This window comes from Neobacillus sp. NPDC058068 (genome assembly GCF_042885335.1).
In the GTDB taxonomy this organism is placed as follows: Bacteria; Bacillota; Bacilli; order Bacillales; family Cytobacillaceae; genus Neobacillus.
The window spans coordinates 67,086-93,894 of sequence record NZ_JBHVSI010000022.1; the positions used below are offsets into that span (position 1 = coordinate 67,086).

The 26,809-nt window shown below is 41.6% G+C and carries 23 protein-coding genes and 1 pseudogene; 1 reads left to right on the forward strand and 23 read right to left on the reverse strand.

Annotated elements, in window-relative coordinates; translation table 11 throughout:
* Positions 1–81 precede the first annotated feature (81 nt).
* The 15 genes from trmD to ACFVSW_RS22680 all read right to left on the reverse strand — a co-directional run bounded on the left by trmD (position 82) and on the right by ACFVSW_RS22680 (position 16,467).
* Positions 82–822, reverse strand: a complete 741-nt coding sequence (gene trmD / locus ACFVSW_RS22610; RefSeq protein WP_387318888.1) for a tRNA (guanosine(37)-N1)-methyltransferase TrmD — start codon at positions 820–822, stop codon at positions 82–84.
* On the reverse strand, positions 822–1,340 hold the full coding sequence (gene rimM / locus ACFVSW_RS22615) for a ribosome maturation factor RimM (RefSeq protein ID WP_387318889.1): 519 nt from the start codon (positions 1,338–1,340) through the stop codon (positions 822–824). The genes trmD and rimM overlap by 1 nt, the downstream gene beginning before the upstream one ends.
* Positions 1,341–1,353: 13 nt before the next feature.
* Positions 1,354–1,740, reverse strand: a complete 387-nt coding sequence (locus tag ACFVSW_RS22620) for a YlqD family protein (protein ID WP_387318867.1) — start codon at positions 1,738–1,740, stop codon at positions 1,354–1,356.
* Positions 1,741–1,816: 76 nt separating this feature from the next.
* Entirely contained in the window at positions 1,817–2,047 is a 231-nt protein-coding gene (locus ACFVSW_RS22625) for a KH domain-containing protein (RefSeq protein WP_387318868.1), read from the reverse strand.
* A 12-nt stretch (positions 2,048–2,059) separates the two neighbouring features.
* Entirely contained in the window at positions 2,060–2,332 is a 273-nt protein-coding gene (gene rpsP, locus ACFVSW_RS22630) for a 30S ribosomal protein S16 (protein ID WP_024030223.1), read from the reverse strand.
* Between the two features lie 109 nt (positions 2,333–2,441).
* Positions 2,442–3,794 carry a signal recognition particle protein gene (ffh, locus tag ACFVSW_RS22635; RefSeq protein ID WP_387318869.1) on the reverse strand — a complete coding sequence of 451 codons (1,353 nt, stop codon included), beginning with the start codon at positions 3,792–3,794 and terminating at the stop codon, positions 2,442–2,444.
* Positions 3,795–3,806: 12 nt separating this feature from the next.
* A complete protein-coding gene (locus ACFVSW_RS22640; RefSeq protein WP_387318890.1) occupies positions 3,807–4,139 on the reverse strand; it encodes a putative DNA-binding protein in 333 nt (110 codons plus the stop codon).
* Between the two features lie 133 nt (positions 4,140–4,272).
* Positions 4,273–7,068 (reverse strand): VWA domain-containing protein, encoded by a 2,796-nt coding sequence (locus ACFVSW_RS22645; RefSeq protein WP_387318870.1) that lies wholly within the window; start codon positions 7,066–7,068, stop codon positions 4,273–4,275.
* Positions 7,059–8,834, reverse strand: a complete 1,776-nt coding sequence (locus tag ACFVSW_RS22650; RefSeq protein WP_387318871.1) for a vWA domain-containing protein — start codon at positions 8,832–8,834, stop codon at positions 7,059–7,061. The genes ACFVSW_RS22645 and ACFVSW_RS22650 overlap by 10 nt, the downstream gene beginning before the upstream one ends.
* Before the next feature lie 15 nt (positions 8,835–8,849).
* A complete protein-coding gene (locus ACFVSW_RS22655) occupies positions 8,850–9,719 on the reverse strand; it encodes a DUF58 domain-containing protein (RefSeq protein WP_387318872.1) in 870 nt (289 codons plus the stop codon).
* Positions 9,716–10,723, reverse strand: a complete 1,008-nt coding sequence (locus ACFVSW_RS22660) for an AAA family ATPase (protein ID WP_387318873.1) — start codon at positions 10,721–10,723, stop codon at positions 9,716–9,718. Before ACFVSW_RS22660 ends, ACFVSW_RS22655 begins: the two co-directional genes overlap by 4 nt.
* 5 nt (positions 10,724–10,728) lie before the next feature.
* Positions 10,729–12,309 (reverse strand): cell envelope integrity TolA family protein, encoded by a 1,581-nt coding sequence (locus tag ACFVSW_RS22665; protein WP_387318874.1) that lies wholly within the window; start codon positions 12,307–12,309, stop codon positions 10,729–10,731.
* A gap of 11 nt (positions 12,310–12,320) precedes the next feature.
* Positions 12,321–13,169: an ABC transporter permease gene (locus ACFVSW_RS22670; RefSeq protein ID WP_387318875.1), complete on the reverse strand. Its 849-nt coding sequence runs from the start codon at positions 13,167–13,169 to the stop codon at positions 12,321–12,323.
* A complete protein-coding gene (locus ACFVSW_RS22675) occupies positions 13,166–14,101 on the reverse strand; it encodes an ABC transporter ATP-binding protein (protein WP_387318876.1) in 936 nt (311 codons plus the stop codon). Before ACFVSW_RS22675 ends, ACFVSW_RS22670 begins: the two co-directional genes overlap by 4 nt.
* Positions 14,098–16,467, reverse strand: a complete 2,370-nt coding sequence (locus ACFVSW_RS22680; RefSeq protein WP_387318877.1) for a hypothetical protein — start codon at positions 16,465–16,467, stop codon at positions 14,098–14,100. The genes ACFVSW_RS22675 and ACFVSW_RS22680 overlap by 4 nt, the downstream gene beginning before the upstream one ends.
* Positions 16,468–16,993: 526 nt before the next feature.
* Here ACFVSW_RS22680 and ACFVSW_RS22685 point away from each other — a divergent pair.
* Positions 16,994–17,185: pseudogene (locus tag ACFVSW_RS22685) on the forward strand (IS5/IS1182 family transposase); the annotation flags it as partial.
* Positions 17,186–17,503: 318 nt separating this feature from the next.
* Here the strand turns inward: ACFVSW_RS22685 and ftsY are convergent.
* From ftsY to fapR, 8 genes are all read right to left on the reverse strand, one after another.
* Complete coding sequence (gene ftsY / locus ACFVSW_RS22690) at positions 17,504–18,490, reverse strand: signal recognition particle-docking protein FtsY (protein ID WP_387318878.1); 987 nt, start codon at positions 18,488–18,490, stop codon at positions 17,504–17,506.
* A 17-nt stretch (positions 18,491–18,507) separates the two neighbouring features.
* Positions 18,508–22,074 carry a chromosome segregation protein SMC gene (gene smc / locus ACFVSW_RS22695; protein WP_387318879.1) on the reverse strand — a complete coding sequence of 1,189 codons (3,567 nt, stop codon included), beginning with the start codon at positions 22,072–22,074 and terminating at the stop codon, positions 18,508–18,510.
* Positions 22,075–22,128: 54 nt separating this feature from the next.
* Entirely contained in the window at positions 22,129–22,869 is a 741-nt protein-coding gene (rnc, locus tag ACFVSW_RS22700; protein WP_387318880.1) for a ribonuclease III, read from the reverse strand.
* A gap of 161 nt (positions 22,870–23,030) precedes the next feature.
* Complete coding sequence (gene acpP, locus ACFVSW_RS22705; protein WP_066085278.1) at positions 23,031–23,264, reverse strand: acyl carrier protein; 234 nt, start codon at positions 23,262–23,264, stop codon at positions 23,031–23,033.
* Positions 23,265–23,323: 59 nt separating this feature from the next.
* Positions 23,324–24,067, reverse strand: coding sequence for a 3-oxoacyl-[acyl-carrier-protein] reductase (fabG, locus tag ACFVSW_RS22710; protein WP_387318881.1), 744 nt, complete (start codon positions 24,065–24,067; stop codon positions 23,324–23,326).
* A complete protein-coding gene (fabD, locus tag ACFVSW_RS22715) occupies positions 24,064–25,011 on the reverse strand; it encodes an ACP S-malonyltransferase (protein WP_387318882.1) in 948 nt (315 codons plus the stop codon). Before fabD ends, fabG begins: the two co-directional genes overlap by 4 nt.
* Before the next feature lie 19 nt (positions 25,012–25,030).
* Positions 25,031–26,026 (reverse strand): phosphate acyltransferase PlsX, encoded by a 996-nt coding sequence (gene plsX, locus ACFVSW_RS22720; protein WP_387318883.1) that lies wholly within the window; start codon positions 26,024–26,026, stop codon positions 25,031–25,033.
* Between the two features lie 13 nt (positions 26,027–26,039).
* A complete protein-coding gene (fapR, locus tag ACFVSW_RS22725; RefSeq protein WP_387318884.1) occupies positions 26,040–26,606 on the reverse strand; it encodes a transcription factor FapR in 567 nt (188 codons plus the stop codon).
* Between the last annotated feature and the right edge of the window lie 203 nt (positions 26,607–26,809).

Here is a 26,809-nt window from a genome sequence, read left to right on the forward strand (position 1 = left end):
CATCGTTATAAGACTATCACTGAAATATATCAGCCCAAGTCACAAGTAGTATCATACCATATTTATTGCAGGCTCGCAATATTACTCGCAATCTTTTTTTACTTCTTCTAGCCATTTTTCTTGTTTTGCTGTGAGTTCTATTTTATCCAATAAATCCGGGCGTCTTAAGAGTGTACGGCGTAATGCCTCTTTATTCCGCCATTCTTCAATTAATTTATGATTTCCTGACAACAGTGTATCAGGCACCTTCATACCGCGAAAATCTGCGGGTCTAGTGTAGTGTGGATGCTCTAAAAGCCCCGTACTAAAAGAATCCTTCAGATGTGATTCCTGATTTCCTAATACTTCCGGTAAAAGGCGGACCACACTGTCGATCACAACCATTGCTCCAAGCTCGCCGCCAGTCAGCACATAATCACCAATCGAGATTTCATCCGTTACCACATGCTCCCGGATTCGCTCATCATAGCCCTCATAATGGCCGCAAATAAATAGTAAGTGCTCTTCGTTTGCTAGTTCCTCTGCCTTTTGCTGATCATAGCGCTCGCCTTGCGGGCAAAGCAGAATCACCCTTGGTTTGCTGCTTTTTGCCTTTTCCTTCAGAGCTGCAACCGCATCAAAGATTGGCTGCGGCTTTAATACCATGCCAGCCCCGCCGCCATATGGATAGTCATCAACCGTTGAATGTTTGTTATCGGCATATTCACGGAAATTTACGACATTATAGTTGACCGCTGATTTCTCTGCCGCTTTCTGCAAAATTGATTGTCCCAGCACCCCGGAAAACATTTCTGGAAATAAGGTAAGAATATCAATCTGCATCATGAAAGTAATCCTTCTATTGGCTCAATGATAACGATTTTTTCTTGTACATCCACTTTCTTGACTACATCATGGATATACGGGATTAGGACTTCCTTACCACCTTTTCCTTTAACCACCCAAACATCATTGGCACCGGGGGAGAGAATTTCAACTATTTTTCCGATTTCCTCTCCATTAGTTGTAGTAACATGACAGCCGATAATTTCATGATAATAAAATTCATCTTCCGCTAATATGCCAAGCTGAGATTCAGGTACTTTCAAAATTCCGTCCCTGAATTTTTCAACTTCATTGATATTATTAAAACCTTCAAATGTAAGTAATTCAAAATTTTTATGTGTCCTGTGGCTTTTGACTGTTAGTTCAAATGGCGTATTTGAATTTGGCATAAACAAATATAAAACATTCCCGGCTTTATAGCGTTTCTCAGGGAAGTCGGTTTTTGAAATAACGCGTACTTCACCTTTTATCCCCTGTGTATTGACTATTTTCCCAACGTTAAACCATTTTTCCATATTTTTCACACCTCTAGCGAATTTCTACTATTACACCGTCACTTACGATAATTTCAGATTGTCCAAACCGTTCATCCCACTTGTCACCGACGTTTAATTCTACAAGTGCCTGAACTTCCTTCTCCTTTATTTCACTGCCTAAGGGTAGGATATGTAATTGTTCCGCTTGAAACTCAAGAAGCTTTATTTTTTCTTTGCGCATTTGAATTTCTTTTTCAAATTGTTTTTTTAATGTTCCCGGTGAAAGGCTTTTGGACTTTTCTAACCGTTTTAATTCGAATTGAAGCTGATCGCACTCTTTCTGGAGCTGCAGCTTCTTGGAATGGTAACCATTGAAAAGCTGTTGTTTGCTATTTTCTGTTAATAGTTGCTTAACGATAACGGCTTGGATTATTTGCATAATAAGGCCCCCTTTTGCATTTTTTATAGCAAAAAAGGGAGGATTTTATTCCTCCCTTTTATCTAGATGCAAAAAGCTATTCACCAATTTCTAGAAAAATTTTCTTTTGTTGTGATGATCCCGCTGCATATACAACAGTTCTAATGGCCTTTGCAACACGCCCCTGCTTGCCAATTACTTTTCCCATATCTGTCTTGTTAACAGAAAGCAGATAGGTAATTCGCGAATCGTCTTCCGTAACATTAACAAAAACATCTTCCGGAAAATCAACAAGAGGCTTAACAATCATTTCGATTAGTTCCTTCATAATCGCCAGTGATTACTTGCTTAATTTTGCATTATGGAATTTTTCCATGATGCCTTGGTTTGAGAACAGGTTCCGAACAGTATCAGATGGTTTTGCACCGTCTTTTAACCATTTAAGAACTAATTCTTCGTTGATTTCTACTTTAGCCGGTTGCGTTACAGGGTTGTAAGTTCCAACGATTTCAATGTAACGTCCGTCACGAGGAGAACGAGAATCTGCTACTACGATACGATAGAAAGGAGTTTTTTTAGCTCCCATACGTTTTAAACGAATTTTAACTGCCATTTTAAATAAGCACCTCCGAATAGTTTCACACAAGATAGTATAATATCAATTCTTTATTAGTTTGTAAAGTGTTTTTTCTTTACAGTCATTATTTCCAATTTTGGATAACTTAAAACGGCTTGAATGGAAATTTAAAACCGCCTTTTTTCTTGCCTTTTTGCTGCATGCCTGTCATTTGCTTCATCATTTTTTTCATATCTTCAAACTGCTTGAGCAAACGATTCACTTCAGTGACAGTACGGCCGCTGCCTTTGGCAATCCGGTTTTTCCGTTTGGAGTTCAAGATTTCCGGATTATTTTTTTCCGCCTTGGTCATCGACCTGATGATGGCTTCTACATGGGCAATTTGCTTCTCATCGATTTGCATATTATTTAAACCTTTGATTTTGTTTGCGCCAGGCATCATCTTTAATAATTCATCAAGCGGACCAAGATTACGGACCTGACCGAGCTGTTCCAAAAAATCCTCCAGCGTAAATGATGCTGTCCGCATTTTCTGCTCTAACTCTTTCGCCTTTTGTTCATCGACATTTGCCTGTGCCTTTTCAATCAGGGTCAGTACATCGCCCATGCCGAGAATTCTTGAGGCCATTCGTTCTGGGTGAAATGGTTCCAATGCGTCCATTTTCTCGCCAAGACCGACAAATTTAATCGGCGTTTGGGTAACAGCACGAATCGAAAGTGCGGCTCCGCCTCGAGTATCACCGTCCAGCTTTGTCAAGACAACTCCGGTTAAACCAAGCTGTTCATTAAAGCTTTGGGCAACATTGACAGCATCCTGCCCAGTCATGGCATCAACAACAAGGAAAATTTCATCCGGCTTGGTTAATTCTTTAATGTCCTTCAGCTCGCCCATTAACGCTTCATCGACATGCAGACGGCCAGCGGTATCAATCAGGACATAATCATGATGTTCCTCTTTCGCCTTCGCAATTGCCTGCTTGGCAATTTCAACCGGGCTCACTTGATCGCCGAGAGAAAAAACCGGCATGTCTAATTGTTTGCCGAGAGTTTGCAGCTGCTTAATTGCAGCCGGACGGTAAATATCCGCGGCAACTAGCAATGGTTTACGATTATACTTCTTTCGAAGCAAGAGCGAAAGCTTACCAGTTGTCGTCGTTTTACCAGCACCCTGCAGCCCGACCATCATGATGACCGTTGGCGGACGGTTTGATGCTGCAATCTTGCTTTGCTCTCCTCCCATTAATGCGGTCAATTCCTCATTAACAATTTTAATGATTTGCTGACCTGGAGATAAGCTCTTTAGTACTTCCACCCCTACGGCACGTTCGCTGACTTTTTTCACAAAGTCTTTCACAACTTTGAAATTTACGTCAGCTTCAAGCAGCGCTAGGCGGACTTCGCGCATCATTTCTTTAACATCCGCTTCCGAGACCTTTCCTTTTCCACGGATTTTTTGGATGGTATTTTGCAGTCGGTCGGCTAATCCTTCAAATGCCATTCATGCCGCCTCCTAATCTAATTTCTCAAGCTCGGCAACAGTTTCTAACATTGCCTGCTTTGAAGGGTTCTCCTCATTAAGCAATTCTTTTACGTACTTGATTAGTTTTGTGCGCTCTTGAAATTTCTGGAATAGTTGTAGCTTTTCCTCGTACTCCTCAAGCATTGCTTCCGTCCGTTTAATATTATCATACACGGCCTGACGGCTTACATCATATTCTTCAGCAATTTCCCCAAGGGAGTAATCATCTAAATAATAGAGAGACATATAGCTTTGCTGCTTTGGTGTTAACAACGAATAATAAAAATCATAAAGATAGTTCATTCGTGTTGTCTTTTCAAGCATCATGCATGGGTTCCCTCCAATACCAATGTTAAGTGAAAAGCCTTTACAAGAGTAGTTTACACAGTCATGCTATTTCTGTCAAGAAAATATCTTTACATAGAGGCGCTACATTACCGCACTATCCCTATCTATATTACTTCTTTCTTTTCTTTGCTTCAAGTAAACGCTTCATGCGTTCTTCCTTTTCTTCAGCGGACACTTCCGGTACGGGATTCCGCTTTTTCGCAGCTGTTGGCAGCGGAGGTTTCTGCGGCTTTTCCTTCATTTTTTCTTGCTTAGATTCTGTTACCTCTCGTTTACTTTCAACCCTCGTCTTCACCTTTGCCTTCGCCATTGAAAGCTGCTTTAGTCCTACTAAGCCTCCCTGTTCACCTTTTTTCGTGGTTTTCTTTCGCAGATGCCGTAAGGATAGAAATGGCTGAAAGCCTAGTCTCCTTATTAGAATCTCGAACACAAGAAGAAGAAAGGAAGCTAGTAAAAGCTGTTCACTGATTGGTTCTTTGCGTTTTGGCTTTTGTTGCAACGGGCGAAACGCATCTTTTGCCGTCTGCAGTTCTTTTCCACCTGTAAGGGATGCCAGTTCTTTTAATAACCCAGTATTTGTCGCTTTTAACAAATATTCATCCGAATAGGGAACCGAAAAGCCTGTTTGAAACAATTTATCCTGCCCGTCCTCGCTCGTTTGTTTCACACGCAAAAAATACATACCTGGCTTATTTGGAAAACTCACTTCAAATTCACCTGGAGCTGTCGGCTTAGAATTTGTGTCAATGACCGCACCATTTTGTGAAACAACCGATACATCTAGTGGAAGAAATTGCCCATCTACTGCTTTTAATTGGACCACCGTATTGTCATTTTCCTTTTCGATTGTAAAACGGAACGGCTCGCTGTCATATTGTGGCAGCGACTTTACCACCAGAGTATTCAAAAATTGCGGCCAGTTGGCCCATTTAGCCCAGTCACCAGACCATTTTCCCGTCATATCAGACGTAAACGCTAAGGTGGTTCCTAATCCATAATGCCACTCGGCAAGAATCGGATCCTTTTTTTCACTAATAAGCGGCACCTGCGCCCTATTTTTCGCTGTTACTGCAATATAGGCATTCATTTTTGGAATTCCCTGTTCAAAAATGGCTGTCCATTCTGGATAGGGCTGCACAACAGGATAAAAAGGGTTATCTTCAATATAGGTTCTTGTTGTCATTACCGTTTCCCTTGAAAGAATGCTTGGAATAACGGATGCATCGGTTACATCGTAAAATCGTCCATTTCCCTGGCCGGCAAGATCTTCTAACAGGTTTCGATCGGCATCTGATCCTAAGGCAACCGTTGACAACGTTATATTATTATTTTTACCCTCTGAAATAAGCGTTTGATAATCGCCGCCAGCGGCAGACTGTCCATCCGTTAACAAAATAATGTGCTTTCTTTGCAGCTTTAAATCCTTTAGCTCTTGATAAGCCTTTTCAAGTGAGGGGTAAATATTTGTCCCGCCGCCAACAGAAACAGAGCGGATTTTTTCAATCACCTCTTTCTTGTTCTCAAGCGGTGCGGTTTCAACAATGACCCACGGGCGGTCGTCAAAGGCAATAAAGCCAAGCGTATCTTTTTCGCGCAATAACTCTACCGATCGTGCTGCCGCTTCCTTCGCTAATGTCAGCTTATTGCCGCTCATACTTCCAGACCGGTCAATAACAATTACCAAACCAAGTGAGGGCATCTCTTTTTTTCCTTTAATATCCATGTCTACCGGTAACAATTTCTCAATTGGTGTTTTAAAATAGCCACCGAGACCAAAGCTGTCCTCCCCGCCGAGCATAACAAAGCCTGTGCCAAATTCTTTGACTGCTTTTTCAATCAAATTCATTTGCTGTTCGCTGACCTTCGTTCCTGGAACATTATTAAAAATGATCGATTGGTATTGCAAAAATCCTGCCAAGGTCGTTGGAAGCTTCTCGGGAATAAGTTTATCGGTGATTAACCCTGAGGCTTGTAAAATTTCTGCTAATGGGTCGGCTTGATTTCCTTGAACTACGAGTACTCTTGGAGTTCCCTTGACATTTGTGACCGCATAGAGGGTATTATTTTCGCTAAAGGTATCCTTTTCCGCGGCAATCTCAGCCTTATAAATTGACATTCCCGGCACGAAGGCATCATCTGAAAAGGAAAACTCATTTTGCCCCTCTTTTACGGTAACCTTCTCATGAAGAATATCTTTGTTGTTTAAGGAGATTCTTAAATCAGCTGTTTTTTCAACGTTACTTGCAATCGAAACCACTATATTTGCTTTTTCTCCCTCATATAGAGTGGGAGGAACATCCAGCCTCGTGATGGCCATATCCTCACGAAACTTTTGCTTAAAACGGACATAATCTAATTCAAGCTTCTGATTTTTTAACAGTTTGGCTGCTTCTTTACTATTACCTATTGTTTCATTTCCATCGGATAAGAGGACAATCCGTCCGCTTTGCCCTTGCTTCAGCAGCGAAGCAGCGAAGCCAATTCCCTCTTCTAGATTTGTTTCACCATTTTTCACTTCCCCGTTAAATTGATCTAACACTGTTTGTTTATTTGACAGCGATTGTTCGACAATCGCACCATCAGCAAACGACGCTATCGCAAATGATTGATTTGCTTTCTTTGATTGGATGCTTTCGTCAAGCCACTCGATTACCCTGGTTTCCGCATCTTCAAAACTTGCGGAGCGATCTGTAAGAAAAATAATCAGTTCCTCTTTGATTGGCAGCAAAATTTGCGGAATCGTCAGCGCAAAAATAATCAAGAAAAATAAAACCGCCCTTAGACAGCCAATCACCACTTTTTCCGGACTGTTTGAAGCGTTTATTTGTTTAAAGTATCGATAAATCAGCAAAAAAGCTGGGATTAATAGAACAAGAAGAACGGGATACTTTAGCTCTATAGCCATTTTCGATATACCTCCCATTCCACCATAAGCAGCGCTAGCACGATAAGCGTCAGCCAAAACCATAATAATTCATTTGGCTTCAATGCCAGTTCAGTATCATTTGCCGTTGAATGATTCAATCTAAACGACGGGGCTGTCACCGGTTTTTTTTCGCGATCATCCAGCAGAACTGAAAAATAATACATTTGCTCATCAGCTACGGCTTGATAGATTCCTGGTTTATAGGGAGCTTTAAAATTCTCCGTTTTTAACTGGAGCGATGATAAGCTTTTTCCAGCAGAATTATAGATTTCCAAAACGGACTGTTTACTATCAAGCTGAAGCCATTTTTCCTCACCAGGCTGAAAATAGCCAAGAAAGCCTGTTTGCTTTGACAGCCATTGATAGCTATTATAGAGAAAAATTGGAAACCCAGGGTGCAGCGGCCAATCGGTATTCTCAAGCGAAAAATTCATCAGGATAGCCGGCTGTCCATTGATTGTTCCCGTTTGAATCAGCGGGTGTTCGCCGCTGGTTACAATGTTTTCCCAATTTCCCTTTATCGGTTTTGACGCGTATTTTATGTAGGTTTTGCCGATATCAACATATTCGGTGAGCAGCGAGTCCTTGCTCATGATCGGTTCCTTTAATTCAATAAGTTCATCCTGATTTGTGGATTTGTTAATGTAAATAACCGGCATTTTCGGTAATTCATTAACAGGAAGGCCTTCAGCAAGAATGATTCCACCTTCCTTTAATCCTAGTGAGTTTTTTGCATCAAGCTGGACTGTTTTGATGCCCAAGGTTTCCAGCCCTTTAATAAAAAAGGGATTCACGTCGTCAAGTGCATCGATGGTTGGATTCAAGTCCGAGTAAACAGCTGTTAATTCATTATCAGCCGCGAAATGATCCCCGGCTTTTATCGACGCTTGATAAAAACGGTGCTCCGGCAAATCGGGAATATTTATCACCACTTGTTGACCGGCTGGAATCGTTACTTCCTGTTGGAAAACAACCGAATCCTCACTGGTAATGACAAAGGGATATGTTACCGACTTCTTCCCTTGATTTTCCAAAACGGCCAGTCCGGATATTCGTTTTTCTTTAGCCGCAACCCCAAAGGAAAGGATGGCGACGTTATCTTGTATGCCGGCAGCATTGTGAATCTCATAGTGGATATTAGTAAGGTCTGCTTTAACGTCTGCCTTTTTCACAGAATCAGAAAACAAATGAATCACCGTATCTTTATTGTGGACTAGTGATTCTGCAAGCTTTACGGCCTTTTCAATATTTTCATGTTCGTATGTAACAGTAAGCCTTGCTATCTCCCGCTGAATCACGGCCGCATCGGTTTCCCGGCTCAATAGGATTTTCGGCTTTGCACCGGCAATAATCATGGTTACTTCCTGACCAGTTAAGCGCTCGGCCATTTGCTTCATCTGTTGTTTAGATTGTTCAATGAGCGGCTTGTCCGCCTTCATCGCTGACATTGTTGCCGATGTATCTACAATCCAAATGATTTGTTCTCCCTTTATCCCCTCCGAGAACCATATCGGTTTTGCCAACGCCAACATTAATAATGTAAGAGCAGCGATTTGAAGCCAAAATAAGAGATTTTGCTGTAATTTTTGAATCCATGGCGAGGCATTCCACTCATTCATAGCCTGCTGCCAAAGGAGATTAGCCGGGTTGATGACCGAGTTGTATTGTTTGCGGAAAAAATATAATAACACAACCAAGGCGATAAAAATGACAAGTATAAAAAACAATCCGTTAGCAAAGTACATCTTCATCACCTCTGGTTAATAAAGGATTCTTTCTGCGCAACACTCATGAAACAAAAAATTATTAAGGTCAGCATCATCTGCCGTTAATAAATAACTGAACCCAAATCGGCGGCATAACGCCTCAAGCCCGCGATTATGCTCTGTTACTTGCTTTCGATAGTTTACGAGAATCGAATCATTCATCGTGACATTCACAATTTCATGAGACTCACTATCAATTAATTTCACATCGCCCGAATAACTTGGGTCGAGTTCCTCCCTGCTCAAAAGTTGGATTAGTTTAACCTCCTGTTTAGCAGCAGCAATTAATCGAAAAAGCGCTTCAATCGAAGCAAGCGGCTCAAGACCGTCCGTGATAAGAATCACCAGCTGATTATTCTTCAAGCTGTTTTTTTGAAAGTTGTCCGTAAATGTTCCTGCTGCTTGCTGTTCTGGTAACTGGAGGATTTCAAAAAATACAGTTTTACCGTATACCGACCCTTTTCTACTTACCTTTGCGTACGACAACGACGAAACAGGAATGAACGACAAGCGATCTTCACCGCTAAGAGCAATATAACTAAAGGCGGCAGCGAGCTCCTTTGCTCTTTTCCATTTTGAAGCAATCGCCTGCATCGAACTCGAAGCGTCCAAAAAAACGGTAACTGCTAATTCTTGTTCATCTAAAAACCTTTTAATATAATGCTTTTGTGTCCGGCCGTAAATATTCCAGTCTATTTGGCGGACATCATCGCCGGGCTGATAAAGACGAAAATCTGAAAATTCCAGGGAAGCACCAAATTTATTCGCCGTCCTCCCCCCTTTATGAGCTCCACGCCGCCGGGTTTTCGCCATCAATCTCCGTTTTTGCAGTCGTGAAAGCATCGAATGCATTTGGGCTGTCATCGCTGACTAACATCCTTTCCAGCCTGCTCCAATACATCAGCAATCAAGTCATCCGGAGTCACACCGTTTGCCTCTCCTTCAAAATTTAATAAAAGACGGTGCCTTAAGACCGGAATGGCAGTCCTCTTTAAATCGCCGATTGAAATATGGTATCTGCCGGCAAATAGTGCTCTCGTTTTTGCCATTTGGATAAGACTTTGTAATCCGCGGGGGCCGCTCCCAAATTGAACATATTGTTTTATTCTTTCCGGTGCATCCGCTGAAGCCGGATGGGTAGCATCAATCATCGACACAGCTGCATTTAATAAATCATCTGACACTAAAATTTCCTTCGAGAGCTGCTGCAAGGCTAACACGTCTGATGATCCTAAAATTTTATTTAATTGAGGAACCTTGAGGCCTGTCGTTCTTAAGGCAATCTCTTTAAGTTCTGCTTTGGTCGGATAGTCGACATGAATTTTACAAATAAACCGGTCCATTTGTGCTTCAGGGAGCGGGTAGGTGCCTTCCATATCTATCGGGTTCTGTGTTGCCAGCACAAAGAATGGCTTGGAAAGCTGTTTTGTGCTGCCCATAACGGTTACCGTTTGCTCGGCCATCGCCTCTAATAGAGAGCTTTGTGTCTTTGGAGTGGCCCGGTTTATTTCATCGGCTAAAATGATATGCCCAAACAATGGCCCTTCATGAAAAGCAAACTCCTGCCGGCCGTCTGTTCCGGGCTGCAGAATCATCGTTCCAGTAATATCGGATGGCATTAAATCAGGGGTGAATTGGATTCGATTAAACGATAAATCCAGGCATGACGCAATCGACCGGACTAGCATCGTTTTTCCAAGCCCCGGCAGTCCCTCCAATAACGCATGTCCTCCAGAGAAAATGCTCCATAGTACCTGGTCAATCACTTCCTCTTGACCAACGATAAAATTCATTAGCTCTTGCTTTACCGACTTAAGCTGTTCGGCTGCCGTAATAAATTGAGTTTCTTTCTCTTTTAATTGTGTCAATTGAGTCACTCCTTATTGGGATCAAGCAATAAAAAATAGTTTTTGACGATCTCTTCTAAATCAGAAGGAAGTTTTACCCGGTCAGTACTTTTTCGATAGGCATCTGCATAATTCCCATATACTTCTTGGTAGGAACGTAGCTGCCCTTTTAAGATCGGTCCATTGCCTGCATACTGTTCTGTCGGGCTGCCCTTACCAATCATTCCGGAATCTGTTTCAAGATTGTTTTTACCAGCTAATTTCTCTGGAATTGTAAGCAGTTGGCGGGAACCCGGTCCCAGCCCGGCACCGCCGCCACCGCCACTTCCATTGCCGGTACCGGCTCCTCCCGCTCCTGTTCCCGAGCCCTTGCCAGCACCTGCCCCACTTCCGTTTCCAGAGCCATTTCCATCCCCTTGTGAACCGTTGCCTTGTGAGCCATTTCCTGAGGGCTCATGTCCTTGGCTGTTTCCATTTGAAGGATTTGAAGGATTGCCATTTTTGCTGTTTTGGCTATTTAACTTGCCTCCATCAAACTGGTTGGATGGATTAACGGCCAGTTGTTCGGACTGTATTCCGTTGGCTAGCATTTCGCTTTGCAGGCTATTAGCTGCCTCACTGAGTGCAGCTTTTGCTTCAGCAAGTTCCTTCAGTGTGTTTTCTGAGTTTAGTGCTTCGGAAATCTTCTTCGCCAGTTCAGCTATTTCTTTTTCCGAAAGCTTTTTATCTGAACCACTCATCCTGCTGAGTGCCTTCTTTTGGCTTTCAGTTAATGAATCAAATTTTTTATTTAACTGTTCCAGTTCTTTTTGGATGTTTTTACTATCCTTCGCTTCCAGGGCAGCCGCCAATTTATTTAAATTAGTATTTTTCAATTCCTGCTGCCATGCTTGGAAGTTTTCTTGCTTTTCCTGTTCCTTCAATGCTTTTAGTTCCAGCTCTTTTTTTTGCTTAGCTATGGATGCTAATGCTTCTTTAGGGGTGGAGGTTTTTGTCATTAGTTCCTGTGCTTTTTCCAGCGCTTTTTTCGCTTCCTTGTTTTGTTCCTTTTTTGCCTTTTCTTCCAGCTTCTTTTCGACCTTCTTCATGATCGCCATTTCCGTTTCTTTTTTTGCCGCTAATTGCAGATTTTGATTGGGCAAAAAATTAAGTAGTGCTGAGAGACAAATGAAAACCGCTGCCATCAATAGCCACTTTGGTGAAAAATAGCCTTTTTTCCGTGCCAAAACACGGTGCTGTTCCTTTTTCATCAAGGTAAGTGCTTCAGCAAGCTGCAATTTCTGAAGCATTCCCTCTTCATCTAAAAACGATAGGGCTGTTATGACGCGGTCTTCAGGAATATAAGCGTTAAATAGCTGTGCCGCTTCCCTCCACCCCGGCCGATTCCGCCAAATTCGAAATACAACTATCGGAAGAAGGAGGAGGCAGCCAATCCATAGCATTTCCTGGTAGAAAGGAATGACCACAACTCGCGCTGCCACTAGGAGAAGCACTGAGAAGATTGAGGCAGCTAGAATCCAATAGTGGAACTCCACCACCGTCCTTTTGATTAGGAGCTGCCTGCGAACAGGCTTCAGCAACTGATAAAACTGGCTTTTATCCTCCATATAACCCTCCCCTACCCTTTCGATTTTACTTTCATATTTGGACGCAGCTTCCGGATACTGATCATCATCATAATGAGAAAAATAATCGTATAAGAAATCAAATAGGCTGCCCATAATGGAAAATCGATTCCCACTCCAGATTGGCTGGATAATTCTCTAAATGCATCCGGTTCAAGAAAACCGAGGAGAATCATCATTGGGTTGAGCATGGCAAAGAAGTAGGGAACGGGATTATTCGCGGCAATCCCCATTTGATTGACCGACATTGATATAACATATAGAAAGGCAGTACCCGCTGTTAGGAAAAGGGTTACCCCGTAGGTACTAATCATCGCAATGATGGTTCTTCTGATAAGTGTCGAGAAGACGATGCCAATACTTCCGAATGCAAGGATGGTAAAGATGTAATACCCTAGAATGGTGGCTACCTGTCCGGGAGAAATTCCGCCAAACAGGAAGACAATACTGTAAATAGGCATACTCGCCACTATCATCAGTAATAAAAACGAAACAGATGAAATCAGTTTGCCTAAAATAATGCTCGTCGAGCTCTGATTCGTCGTTAATAAAATATTTAATGTTTGCTTTTCCCGTTCACCGCTAATGACACCTGCCGTTAACCCTGGGGTAATAAACAGAATCAACCCCATTTGAATAAACGACAGCATCATAAACATATTTCTGCTTTGATCTGGTCGAAACAGCCCCATCGGTGAGTTTTGGGTTTGTAAATAAATAAAGCCAATAATCAAGATGGAAAGTGCCAGTAAATAAAAAGATAGACCGAGAAAACCTTTAAATGAGCGGAACCTTAGCTTAAATTCCTTATTTAAAACGGGATTAAGAAGAAGATTTCTCATGAAAGTTCCACCCCTTTCGTTATTTCCATAAAGACATCTTCCAGATTCGTCTCGATTTCCGAAAAGCTGACAATCGGGATATCATGCAATAGAGCATTTTTTAACATTTGCACCTGTTCTTCCACACTGCCTTTAAACATGAACTGAACCGATTCCCCATCATCCCGTTTTGCCAATTGGCTCACCAGCGGCTGGTCCTCGAAAAAATTTACCGCTCTGTCCAATTCACGGTACAACTTGGCAATGATTAGCTTTTCTCCCTTAAGACGCTGCTGGATTTCATTAACTGACCCTTCCGCTACTAATCGTCCTTGATCAATAATTCCGATGGAATCACACATTTCCGCTAGTTCAGGAAGAATATGTGAAGAGATTAAAATGGTTTTCCCCATATTCTTTAATTCTTTTAAAATTTCACGCATTTCCACCCGCGCTCTCGGGTCAAGACCGGAAGCAGGCTCATCGAGAATCAGGACTTCCGGGTCATGTATCAATGACCTTGCAAGGCAGAGCCGCTGCTTCATCCCCCTTGACAGCACATCGACATATGAATCTTGTTTTTGCGTTAAATTTACTAATTCAAGAAGCTGGGGAATCAATTTGCTCCGCTCACTCTGGCTGATCCCATAGCTCGCTCCATAGAAATCCAAATATTCGACAGCCTTTAACTGGTCATAGACGCCAAAAAAATCGGGCATATAGCCTATCTGGCTGCGGACAGCTTTTGGTTCCTTAGAAATATTATGGCCATTAATATACGCCGTTCCCGAAGTAGGAGATAACAAGGTCGCTAAAATCGAAAAGGTAGTAGATTTGCCGGCGCCATTTTGTCCGACAAAGCCAAAAACGGAACCCTTTTCAATTTTTAGATTTAATGAATCAAGAGCGGTAAACTTTCCGTACCTTTTGGTTAAATCGATGATTTCAATCATGAGCTGATTTCCCCCTTTATTGAAAGCGCAGGCATCCTAACACGAGGGTCACCTTGTCCAGTTTTTATTAATTTTATGGTGATAACTCCATCCTTTGATACAAACTCATCAAGATGTTCCTTGATGGTTGTAGGAGAATTAGTTAACGGCAAGAATGTGCCGTTCGAATGATTTAGCACCGAGTAGGTGATATTTGCACCTTGCCAAGTAATCTCTAATTCTTTGAGCTCATATTTCACTTTCGTCAATTGGGTCGGGAGTTCTAAGATATAATCATATTCCCCATCATCAAGCTCCATTTCGTTGCGGTTTTCCGTCCTATCATTAAAGATTCCGCCACGGATTGTATTAATATGGGTCCGTAGCATGTCATCCTTGATCGTAAATGGACCTGAAAACTTCGTGTCTAATGCTAATGTTTGATAAATTAAGCTTAATCCTTTTTTCGATTCACTCTTCCCTTTAATATCTGCTTCAATAACTGAATCCTTTGTGAAGCCATATAGTATTGGCTGAGTTTCTGTTTGGGAATTGTTGTACAGATATTCAATCGCTCCAAATTCCATTCTTTCCCTTTTAAATTCATCCACTTCCTGCTGGGAATTTGGAACCTGGTAGGAATTGCCCTGACTGTATGGTCCTGTCAGATAATCCTGCGGTAATGTTTCATTTACCGTTAAACTTTCTCCACGCTTCAGCGCTCCAAGTTTAATCTTGTTGGTGCCTGACCAAATGTATAGTTCTTCAAAGTCGTATGGAAATTGATTGACGATTGTTCCCGTTAACTTTTTATTTTCATAGGTTAGCTTGATATCAAATTGACCGGTATTTTGCTTAGAAGCGTGCCCAAAATAGGTTCTAGTTGCCCAATATTCCACATTCGGAAATGTAACACTGCTGGTTTTCCTGCCATTCTCGAGAACTGCATAACGTTTTCCATCACTTATAGCCATATTCGATGAACCGGGTACACCATAGAAGTTCCCCTTCGAAAAGCCTAACTGATAATCACCGCCAGTGTTAGACAGGAAGGTAACAGCCTCAAGACCAGTTAACTGGTCATTTTCTGCTTTATAAATTCCCGTTTGGTTCATTTGCGGTTTCGCAATCCGGTCCTTTGCCCCGATAGCAAAAATGCCAACGGATGATATGACAGCTGCACCGATAATAATCCACCAGGCATGCTCGCGTTTATCCAGTCTTTTTAACAAGAAATAGAGAAACGGAGCAAGCAGCAGAAGATAAATGAACAGAAACAGACCAATCTGCCCCACTGAAAACTGCGAGGATGAGAAATATTCATTTATCTCTGCGAATTCATTAAATAACATGTCAAATTGGTTTTGACCGCCATTTTGAAATTGAGATTTAGACGTACTACTAAGCATGGGGCTGGCGGCAAACCATTGTCCATATTCCTTCCAGGAAGAAAGCGGTTCATCACCGAGCGAAAATGCCGTTTGCCAAATTTCCCCTGCACCATAGCCTTTATGAACGACCATCGGTAAATCACCGCTTTTTACAGCAATATCAGCTCCCAGCTCCACTTGTCCAACAAAGACTGGAATGTGTTGAAAAGCAAGTAATGCCGGGGTTAACTGGAAGAACTTCGTATCGGCAGCCACCTCTTTATCTGGTTTCATCGGCAGTACCTGATATAGACTTCCAAAGGAACCAGCTGCATTTGGTGCCGCCCCAGCAATTAATTTCCCACCGTTTTGAATCCAGTTCAGGATTGCTTGCTGCTGAGGCTTTTTTAGCTTGGAAATAGCAAACTCATCAATCAGTATGTAATCCAATGAATCAAGGCCAACTTCATCATCAGCAACCATCTCCTCAGTGAGCATGATTGGCTCGATTTGATTAGCTAAGGCCATAACCTTCAGTTCTTTCAGGCGATCGGAATCCTCACTAAGGAAGCCGATTGTACTTTTGTCTTGGTCGATATATTTAGGCTTTAAAATTTTATCGCCAATAAAGTCTTGTTCGTGATTATCCCTCCAGCTGCCTTTATATAAGAAAATCGATTGTTTTATTTGACCATTATTGGAATAGTCTTCTGAAAAGGCTGGGATTGAAAGCGTATACGTTTTTTTGCTCCCCTTCGGCACATCAATTGAAATTGCCTTTGCCCCGCTTGAATTATATGAAGTGGCAAAGTTGAAAAGGATATCACCGGTAAAATCGGGCCCGCTATTATCAACAGTCACTTGAACTGGAAAGCCGCGCCCGCTTTTTATCTTTCCATCAAAGCCTTCCTTAACTGCTATTCTGATAAAATTACTTTCAGCCTTTGTTGGCTCAACTCCTTGACCCGCAAAAAAGAGACAAAACAATAATATAAATAATAGCTTTTTCTTTACCAAAAAAATTCCCCCTCTAAAAGCCTGTCTATTAAATTGACGAATCATACTCTCTATCACACTACAATTTTATAAAAATTTTTTAATTATTTCCATCACATCCACAAAAATGTCTTTTAGTGTATTTTTACACCTTTACCCAAAAAATGCAATTAAAATTAGAATATAATAAAAAAAAGGGTGTCCCAAAAGTATGATTTTTAGGGGCACCCCCTTTTTTGTTCTTCGTTCTTTGTAACTTGTCTGTTGATTTCCACTCCAGGCGGCTTCGCTTTCCGCGGGCGTGCCGGTGAGCCTCCTCGGCGCTAGCGCCTGCGGGGTCTCACCTTCCCCGTACTCCCGCAGGAGTCTTCGCCGCCTTCCGCTCCAATCAACAGTGTGGTAATAATAAAGACTTTCGACTCAATCAATATATTATAAAAATAAGTGGTGAAATCAATGTTAATGACAAAAGATTCTATCCAAAGTGAATATGAATTAGTCTCTATTGTTCAATTAGTTCCTGACGACTACCTCCTTCGCCTTATTGACAAGTATATTTCAGGATGTCATAGATAAAATTGTTCTCCAAGCAATGAATCACAAAATGGTTGGAGGACGTGCTTTAATTACGGATTCAACCCTTCAATAGGCAAACGCAAATGCAAATAAGTTTACAAAACAAGAAGTGGAAGTAGAGACTCGCGAATATTTTGAGGAATTAAATAAAGCTATACAAAAACTTAGCAGGTTTAGAAAAGGTGTGTTGCAATACTTTAGGTTATTTGCTTCCCAGTTGATTGGAGCGGAGGGCACTCGACTCCTGCGGGATATAGAGGTCACTGGAGACCCCGCAGGCGCCATAGCGCCGAGGAGGCTCCAGGACCTCCCCGCGGAAAGCGAGTGCCAGGAGCGGAAATCAACTGGCCCAATTGCAGGGACAATCAATAAAATTGGTTTTTAGATCCTGACAAAATAAAAAATTGCCGAGAAAAATACCCTTTCTCGACAATCTGAAAACAGCAGTTTTTAGCTGCTGTTTGCATCAATGCTTTTCAAATTATTCTGTTTCTTCAACTTGATCAGCAAATAAACCATAAACATATCTTTCTGCATCAAATTCTTGAAGATCATCCATTTTTTCGCCGAGACCGACAAATTTAACCGGAATTTTCAATTCATTGCGAATCGCCAGAACGATACCGCCTTTCGCTGTTCCGTCCAATTTTGAAAGGACAATCCCTGTAACATCGGTTACTTCCTTAAAGGTTTTCGCTTGAATAAGCGCATTTTGCCCTGTTGTCGCGTCAAGTACAAGAATAACTTCATGTGGTGCACCGGGAATTTCTCGCTCAATTACACGCTTTACCTTTTCAAGTTCTTTCATTAAATTCACTTTATTTTGCAAGCGGCCGGCTGTGTCACAGAGTAAAATATCTGCCTGGCGGGATTTGGCCGCAGAGATAGCATCGTACATAACTGCTGCCGGGTCAGAGCCTTCAGCCTGTTTAATCACCTCAACGCCAACTCTTTCACCCCATACTTCAAGCTGTTCAATCGCACCGGCACGGAAGGTATCACCCGCCGCCAGCAATACTTTTTTCCCTTCACTCTTAAACTTATAACTAAGCTTGCCAATCGTCGTTGTTTTTCCAACACCATTGACCCCGACAAATAATATTACTGTCAGCCCGTCTTTCTGGATATTTAATTGTGAGGATTGTTCCTCCCCAGCATTGTAAATATCAACAAGCTTCTCGGAAATAACACTTTGAACTTCCTTCGGGTCTTGAATGTTACGGCGTTTGACCTCCATCTTAAGCTCATCGATCAGCTGCATAACCGTGTCAAAGCCGACATCAGCCTGAATTAAGATTTCCTCTAATTCTTCAAAGAAATCTTCATCGACTTTCCGATATCTGGCGACAAGATCATTGACCTTTCCAGAGAAGTTATCCCTTGTTTTCGTCAAACCCTCTTTAAACTTTTCTGTTACGGTATCTGTCGATTTCGTAATTTTTTCCTTTAACTTTTTGAAAAAGCTCATTTTTTCACTTCCTTAATTTATGTTTCTACAAGTTCCTTAGTATCCTCAAGACGTACAGACACAAGCTTTGAAACACCGGACTCCTTCATGGTTACCCCATAAAGTACATCTGCTTCCTCCATCGTCCCTTTACGGTGGGTAATCACAATAAACTGTGTTTCCTCGCTATAGCCCTTTAAATATTGACTGAAGCGTTGGACATTGGCTTCATCCAGGGCTGCTTCTACCTCATCAAGAATACAGAAGGGCACTGGACGGACCTTTAAAATCGAAAATAATAACGCAATAGCTGTTAAGGCCCGTTCTCCACCCGATAACAAGCCTAGATTTTGGAGCTTTTTCCCAGGTGGCTGAGCAACAATTTCCACACCCGTATTTAATAAGTCTTCTGGTACGGTAAGAACAAGATCTGCCTTTCCACCGCCGAAAAGGGCCCGGAATGTCGGTTCGAAATGCCCGCGAATCCCTGTAAAGGTCTGTTCAAAGCGTTTTTTCATTTCTGTATCCATTTCTTCAATGACTTGGTGCAGGGTGTCTTTTGCTTCTTGAAGGTCCGTCTTTTGTTCATTTAGGAACTGATAGCGCTCCGAGACACGATCATATTCTTCAATTGCACCAAGATTGACAGACCCGAGTTCATCAATGGCTAGTTTGATAAGCTTGACTTTTTTCTTCGCCTCTTCAGAAGGAATGGTTAATGGATATTGCTCTTTTGCCCCTTCAAACGATAAAAGGTATTCTTCCCGTAAATGAGCAAGGCGATTTTCTAACTCCACATCCAAGCGGTTGATTTTCACTTCCTCGTCCTTTAAAACGACAATCATTCCTTTATGGAGTCTCTTTAATTCTTTTGCCGCCAATTCTGTATCTTCAAGTGCTCCCTGAAGCTGTAATCGTTCTTGTCTTCTTGCCGTAATTAACTGTAAGGTCGCTTCTTTGTCCTGCTGTTTCGTTATTGCTGCCGCTTCTAGCTGTTCTTCGCCTGATGAGCTGTTCGTCATTTCCGATGTTAAGAGGTTAAGATCTTCGCTATAATCAGCCAGTTTTTGTTCACTTTCATCTAAATCATTTTTAATTAGGGTAAAGCGCTCTTTTGTATGAAGAAATTGCTCATTTTTGGAAGCAAATTCGACTTTAAGGTCATTTATTTCAGATGTCAACGTTTCTTTTGATGTCAGGTCATTTGTCTTTTGTTCCGTGAGTTTTATTATATGACTATCAAGTTGTGCTATAGTTCCCGCATAGGTCTCCAGCGCTTCTCTTAATTCCGCTTTTCTTTTCAATAGTGCTGCTTGTTCATCAATCAATTGCCCTTTTTCTAAATCATAAATTGCTAATCGGTCATTGATATTCTTTTCTCCAAGTTCCGCTTCACGAAGGTCACCTTTAATTGATTGTTCGTTTAACCGCAGCTCTTCACCATTCTTGCGTATTTCTTCAAGATGTGCTTCCGCAATTTGAACTTCCTCTTTCAAGGTTTTAACAATCTGCTCTAGGCCAGCTGTTTTCTCCTCCATTATGACAAGCTTAGCTTTTAAATCCTCAAGCTCTCCTTTTCGTGATAATAAAGAAGATGTTTTTTGTTTTACAGCACCGCCTGTCATCGAACCGCCCGGATTGACGATATCACCATCAAGTGTTACCAAACGAACACGGTATTGAAGGATTTTCGCCAATTCATTGGCACCCTTCAGGTCACTCGTTATGACGACATTGCCCAGAAGGCTATTGATAACCTCGGCATACTTCGGGTCAAATTTTACAAGACTTACAGCCGGTCCAATTAACGCTGGATGACTTTGAATGGAAGAAAGCTGTGCCGTCGATAATGGCCTTCCTTTCATTACATTAAGAGGTAAAAAGGTAGCCCGGCCAAATGAATTCTGTTTTAAGAATTGGATGGCTGAACGTGCATTTTGTTCAGTATCAACGACGATATGCTGCAGGGCGCCCCCAAAGGCCGTTTCAAGAGCGGTTTCATACTTTTTAGGAACCGTTACAAGCTCAGCAACTGCCCCTTCAATTCCCTCCAGCTTATTTCCGCGTGCTTTTAGAACTTCTTTAACACCTTGGAAAAAACCAGAATAGTCTTCTTCCAACTCTTCAAGCATTTCTTTTCGCGATTTCGCCTGCTGCAGGAGCTGGTAGGCTTGATACAACGTCTTTTCTTGTTTTTGATAATTACCTTTTACCGTTTCAAGCTTTCGCTGCTGTTCGCGAAAGGCAACAACCTGGTTCGCTAATTTTTCTTGGCTTGCTTCTAATCCCGATTGAATTTCGGCTTTTTTAGATTGCGAAAGTTGTCGTTCCTGAAGGTATTTTTCATTTTCTGCATCAAGCCGGGCATTTTTCCTCTCCTGCTGCTCAAGCTGTTGTTCAATGTATTTAACTTCATTTTTAGCGCCAGCCTGATCATTTAACAGTTCAATGTATTCACTTTTTAAGCTCTCGATTTTTTCATCGATATTTTCAGAAAATAATAGTAATTTTTCTTGTTTTTCTTTTAGGCTTGCTTGTAATACTTTAACTTGTCCACCAAGGACTTTAACTGACTCGGCATGCATTTCCTGAGTTTTCTTTAGCTTGCTGATCCGCTCGGTTAGATCGGAAATATTCGTTTTTAGCTGCTCTTTATTTTGGGCAGCATTTTTCTTTCTTTCCTTTAAAACCTCTTTTCGGCCTTCTAGCTTTTCAAGTTCCTCACTTGCATAAAGAAGAACATTTTGCAAATCAGTAATCGACTCATCTAAAGCCGCTATTTGGTCGCGTGTTTCGACTATTTTTGCTTCTTTAACTTGAAGAAGGGTGGACAGCTTCAGTTCCTCTTCCTGATGCTCTTCAAGTTGATTTGATAAATTTTCCCATTTTCTGTGGAGGTCTTCCACTTCATAAACGGTTAGGGCAACCTCAATTTTTTCAAGCTCCTCTTTTTTCTCTATAAAATCTTTGGCCATTGACGCTTGAATTTTCAAAGGCTCAACTTGGCTTTCAAGCTCATGTAAAATATCATTGACTCGGTTTAAATTATCCTGCGTTTCAAATAATTTTAGCTCCGCTTTTTTCTTGCGATTTTTATATTTTAGCACCCCTGCCGCTTCTTCAAAAATCGTTCTGCGGTCCTCTGCTTTACTATTTAATATTTCTTCTACCTTCCCTTGGCTGATAATCGAAAATGCTTCCCTGCCAAGCCCGGAATCCATAAATAAATCAATAATATCCTTTAGCCTGCACGGCTGTTTATTAATAGAAAACTCACTTTCACCGGAGCGCGACACCCTCCTTGTCACACTTACCTCATTGTAATCAATCGCTAATCCCTGGTCTTGATTGTCCAATGTGAGCGTCACTTCAGCAATATTAAGTGCCTTTCTTGTATCGCTGCCCGAAAAAATGATATCTTCCATTTTACTGCCTCTTAGCGATTTAGCCGACTGTTCCCCCAAAACCCAGCGGATTGCGTCGGTGATATTGCTTTTGCCGCTGCCATTCGGACCCACAACAGCTGTTACTCCACGAACAAAATCAACACTAATGCGGTCAGCAAAAGATTTAAAACCAATAATGTCCAACCGTTTTAAAAACATCTTTTATCCTCCCTATGCTTTTCAGGGATCTCTCCTGCAAACATTTCGTTTATTCTAGGTTGTTTTTGTTTTTAATACATCAAGCGCCATTTGTGCGGCATGCTGTTCCGCTTCTTTCTTCGATTTTCCAGTCCCAACACCCAATTCTTTACCATTTAATGATACCTTGGAAACAAACTCTTTACTATGGGCAGGTCCCTTTTCCTGAAGGACACGATATTCAATCGTACCTGCTGCATCCCTTTGAATCAGTTCCTGTAATTGACTTTTAAAATCCATCACATGAGAAAAAGCACCAGCGTTGATTTTAGGAAAGACGGTAATCTCAAGGAATGAAATGACTGCTTCAATTCCTTGGTCTAAATAAAGGGCCCCGATAAATGCCTCAAATACGTCTGCAAGCAATGCCGGACGCTCTCTTCCCCCTGTCATCTCTTCTCCTTTGCCAAGCAAAATTAAGCTTCCAAAGTTTAATTCATTAGCAAATGAAACAAGTGACGGCTCACATACAATTGCAGCTCGAAGCTTGGTCAATTCTCCTTCGGTCATCGTTGCATATTTTTTGAAGAGGAATTGCGAAACAGTAAGCTCCAGTACGGCATCTCCTAAAAATTCAAGTCTTTCATTATCTTCGAAAGGCTTTCTACGATGCTCATTCACATAGGATGAATGAGTAAAAGCTTGCTTTAATAATTTCTCGTTATCCATCTTAATTCCGATTTTGTTTTGAAAATCCTGAAATTGATTTTCTTTTGCGCGATTGTTCAAAGCTTTTTCCCTGCCATTATTGCGCATTAAAGTCTCCACCTTGCATATTATTTACACACCACTACTCTTTAGTTTAAAAAAGTTTTCATTAAAACGCAAAGAAACCTGGCAGATAGGTTACTCCGCCAAGTTCTATCTTACAGAATAAAGCTCCGTTTGAAAACGGAGCTTTAGGATAAATCCAACGATTACTTCGTGCTATTTATGTAATTAACAGCATCACCAACTGTGCCGATTTTTTCAGCATCCTCGTCAGAAATCTCCATATCGAACTCATCTTCTAATTCCATTACTAATTCAACTACATCAAGGGAATCAGCGCCAAGATCATCTTTAAACGACGCTTCAAGCTTAACTTGAGACTCGTCTACACCTAAACGGTCAACGATGATTTTTGTAACACGTTCTAATACCTCTGCCATGCTTGCTCACCTCCCCTCAAGCTATTATAGAGTATTTCATTCAAATAATAAATGAAAAGTTACATAACCATTCCGCCATCTACATGGAATGTTTGTCCTGTAATATATGATGAATCATCTGATGCGATAAATGTTGTAAGTTTAGCGATATCTTTAGGCTCTCCTAATCTTGCTAAAGGAATCTGTTTTAACATTTCTGCTTTTACTTCTTCGGATAATTTATCGGTCATATCAGTGGTGATGAAGCCTGGCGCGATTGCATTAACGGTAATATTCCGGGTAGCAAGCTCTTTTGCTGTCGTTTTGGTTAATCCAATGACACCTGCTTTTGCGGCCACATAGTTCGCTTGACCAGGATTTCCACTTACCCCGACGATGGAAGCAATATTAATAATCCGGCCAACCCGCTGTTTCATCATTTGTCTTGTAACTGCTTTAGTGACTAAGAAGACGCCTTTAAGATTAATGTTAATCACATCATCCCATTCTTCTTCTTTCATCCTCATTAATAAATTATCCCTTGTAATCCCTGCGTTATTAACAAGAATGTCTAGTTTACCGAAACCATCAATCGTCGTTTTAACCATCTCGGTCACTTCTTCAACATTTGATACATCACATTTTATCGCAAATGCTTCTCTGCCAAGGGCTTTGATTTCGTCGACTACTTCATTAGCCTTTGCTTCGCTGCCGGCAAAGTTAACGGCCACATTGGCTCCTTGTCTGGCCAATTCCAAGGCAATTTCCCTGCCAATGCCTCTTGATGCACCAGTAACCAAGGCTGCTTTTCCAGCTAAAATCATAATTTTTCCTCCTTTAGCGCATCCACAACTGCCAGAGCACTTTCCTCATCCGATACGGAATACGTTTTAACTGTTTTATCAATTTTCTTGATTAAGCCGGAAAGAACTTTTCCAGGTCCAATTTCAATAAATGTGTCGACACCTAAGGCAATCATTTTCTGGACAGAATCTTCCCATAATACTGGGGAATAAAGCTGTTCAATTAATTTATCTTTTATTTCAGCGGCGGAAAAGATTGGCTCTGCTGTCACATTTGCAATAACCGGAATTTCAGCATCCTGCATTTCTGTAGCATCTAATACTTCACGAAGCTGTTCAGCAGCTGGTTTCATTAATGGCGAATGGAATGGGCCGCTTACCTCTAATGGCAGCACCCTTTTAGCCCCCGCTTCTTTCGCCTTTCCTCCAGCGAGTTCGACGCCTTTCTTCGATCCTGAAATGACAATCTGCCCTGGACAATTTAAATTAGCTAATGCCACAGGGAAACCGGATTCAGTTACTTCAGTTGTTACCGCAGATAGAGGTTCACGGTCAAGTCCTAAAACAGCTGCCATCGAGCCTTCACCGTTAGGGACAGCACTTTCCATAAATTCTCCTCGTTTTCTGACGGCATATACTCCCTCTTCAAAGGAAAGGGCGCCCGCAGCAACAAGTGCCGTATATTCCCCTAAACTGTGGCCAGCGACATAATCAGCCCTAACCCCGGATTTGCGGAAGAAATCCAAAATCGCAATACTAGTTGTTAAAAGTGCCGGCTGGGTGTTAACTGTCAAAGTCAATTCCTCTTTTGGCCCTTCGAAGATAAGGGTACTCAGCTTTGTTTTTAACTTTTTATCGGCTTTTAGAAAATATTCCATTACCTCAGAGTGCTTTTCTGCCAACTCTTGCCCCATTCCAACTGCTTGTGACCCTTGTCCTGGAAACACAAATGCTATTTTACTCATTTCAACACTCCTTTTTTGACTATTTTTCCGAATTATCATTTTCAATCGTTTGTTTAATTAATCCACCGACATCATTGCTGACCATTTCCCTTGTTTGTCTGATGGCGCTATAGATGGATTGTCCGTTTGACGAGCCGTGAGCCTTAATCACTGGAGCCTTTAAGCCAAAAAGAGCTGCGCCGCCATATTCAGAATAATCCATGGTATTTTTTAAGGTCATAAGATTTGGTTTCAGCACAGCGGCAGCCATTTTACTCTTAAAACTGCTCATTAAAGCTGTTTTCAACATCTTAAACATTGAAAGTGCGGTTCCTTCAATCGTCTTCAACACCATGTTGCCTGTAAATCCATCGGTAACGACCACATCCGCAACACCATCCAGCAAATCACGTGCCTCGACATTGCCGACGAAATTCAAATTTGCATTTTTCAAAAGTTCGAATGTTTGTTTTGTCAGTTCGTTTCCTTTTTTTTCTTCTGTGCCAATATTCAAAAGACCGACACGCGGATTTGATATACCTCTTACTTTTTCACTGTAGATGGATCCCATTATCGCATTTTGCAGTAAATGCTCAGGCTTGGCATCAGCATTGGCGCCGACATCGAGGAGCAAGAAGCCTTCGCCGCCAATAGTCGGCAATGTTGGCGCTAGAGCAGGTCGGTGGATACCGTCAATTCTGCCGACAACGAAAAGCCCTGCGGCAACTAATGCCCCTGTATTGCCTGCAGAAATACAGGCATCTGCCAATCCATCAGCTACCTGCTGGGCAGCAAGCACCATTGAGGCATTTTTTTTGCGGCGAACTGCTTTTACAGGTTCATCTGTCCCAAGAATGACATCAGTTGTATGTAAAACAGAAATCCGATCGTGAGCCGTTAACGTTTCTTTAATTTTGTTTTCATCCCCGACAAGGGTGATATGTATATCAGAAAATGCTTGAACAGCTTTCATCGCACCTAAGACGATTTCCTTCGGAGCATTGTCGCCGCCCATTGCATCGATTGCTAGTTTCATTTTGCCTCATCCTTTAACGATTTTTCGAACGGTACATTTCAAAGTCTCCGGTAAAAACAAGCTCATTATTCACATAGCTTGTCACTTCGACAAACGTTCGATCTACGTTCTCATCAATTTTCGTTACTCGAGCTTTAGCAATTACCCGCTCATTCAATTTCACCAACCGCTTAAATTGGATATTTGCTTTGGCTGTTAACGCCAATTCATCATTAATAACCGCAACGGCAAGGGAATTTGCCTGGGCAAAAACATGATGGCCGCGGGCAATATTATTTCGCATAAAGACATGCTCTTCTTTTACATCGAAAATGGAAATAGCACTTTGATCTAATTCAATATCAATGATTTCGCCAATAATTTCTTCCAATGGCAAGGAGCGGACTTCGTCTTCGAATCGTTTCTCGGCCACCGTTTTTATCCGTTCACGGAGTTCCGGAATCGATAATTCTAATCTGTCTAACCGAATCGTCTGCACACTCACTTGAAATTTTTCAGCTAATTCTTCATCTGTAATAAAAGGATTCTCTTTAATAGTTGAAGTTAATAATTGCTGCCGTTCTTTTTTGCTTCTTTTCATGATTCCACACCGTCCGAGATATTATGACTAGGTACTAAGAGTAGTATAAAATTTAAAAAAGCAGATTGCAAGAATTAAATTTCATCCTCTTATCTCCCGTTTCATTTTGGCTCTGTTAAAAGTGAATGTTGATTTCCGTTCCAGGCGCGAGCGGTTCGCGGGGCGGGCGGTGAGCCTCCTCGGCGCTAAAGCGCCTGCGGGGT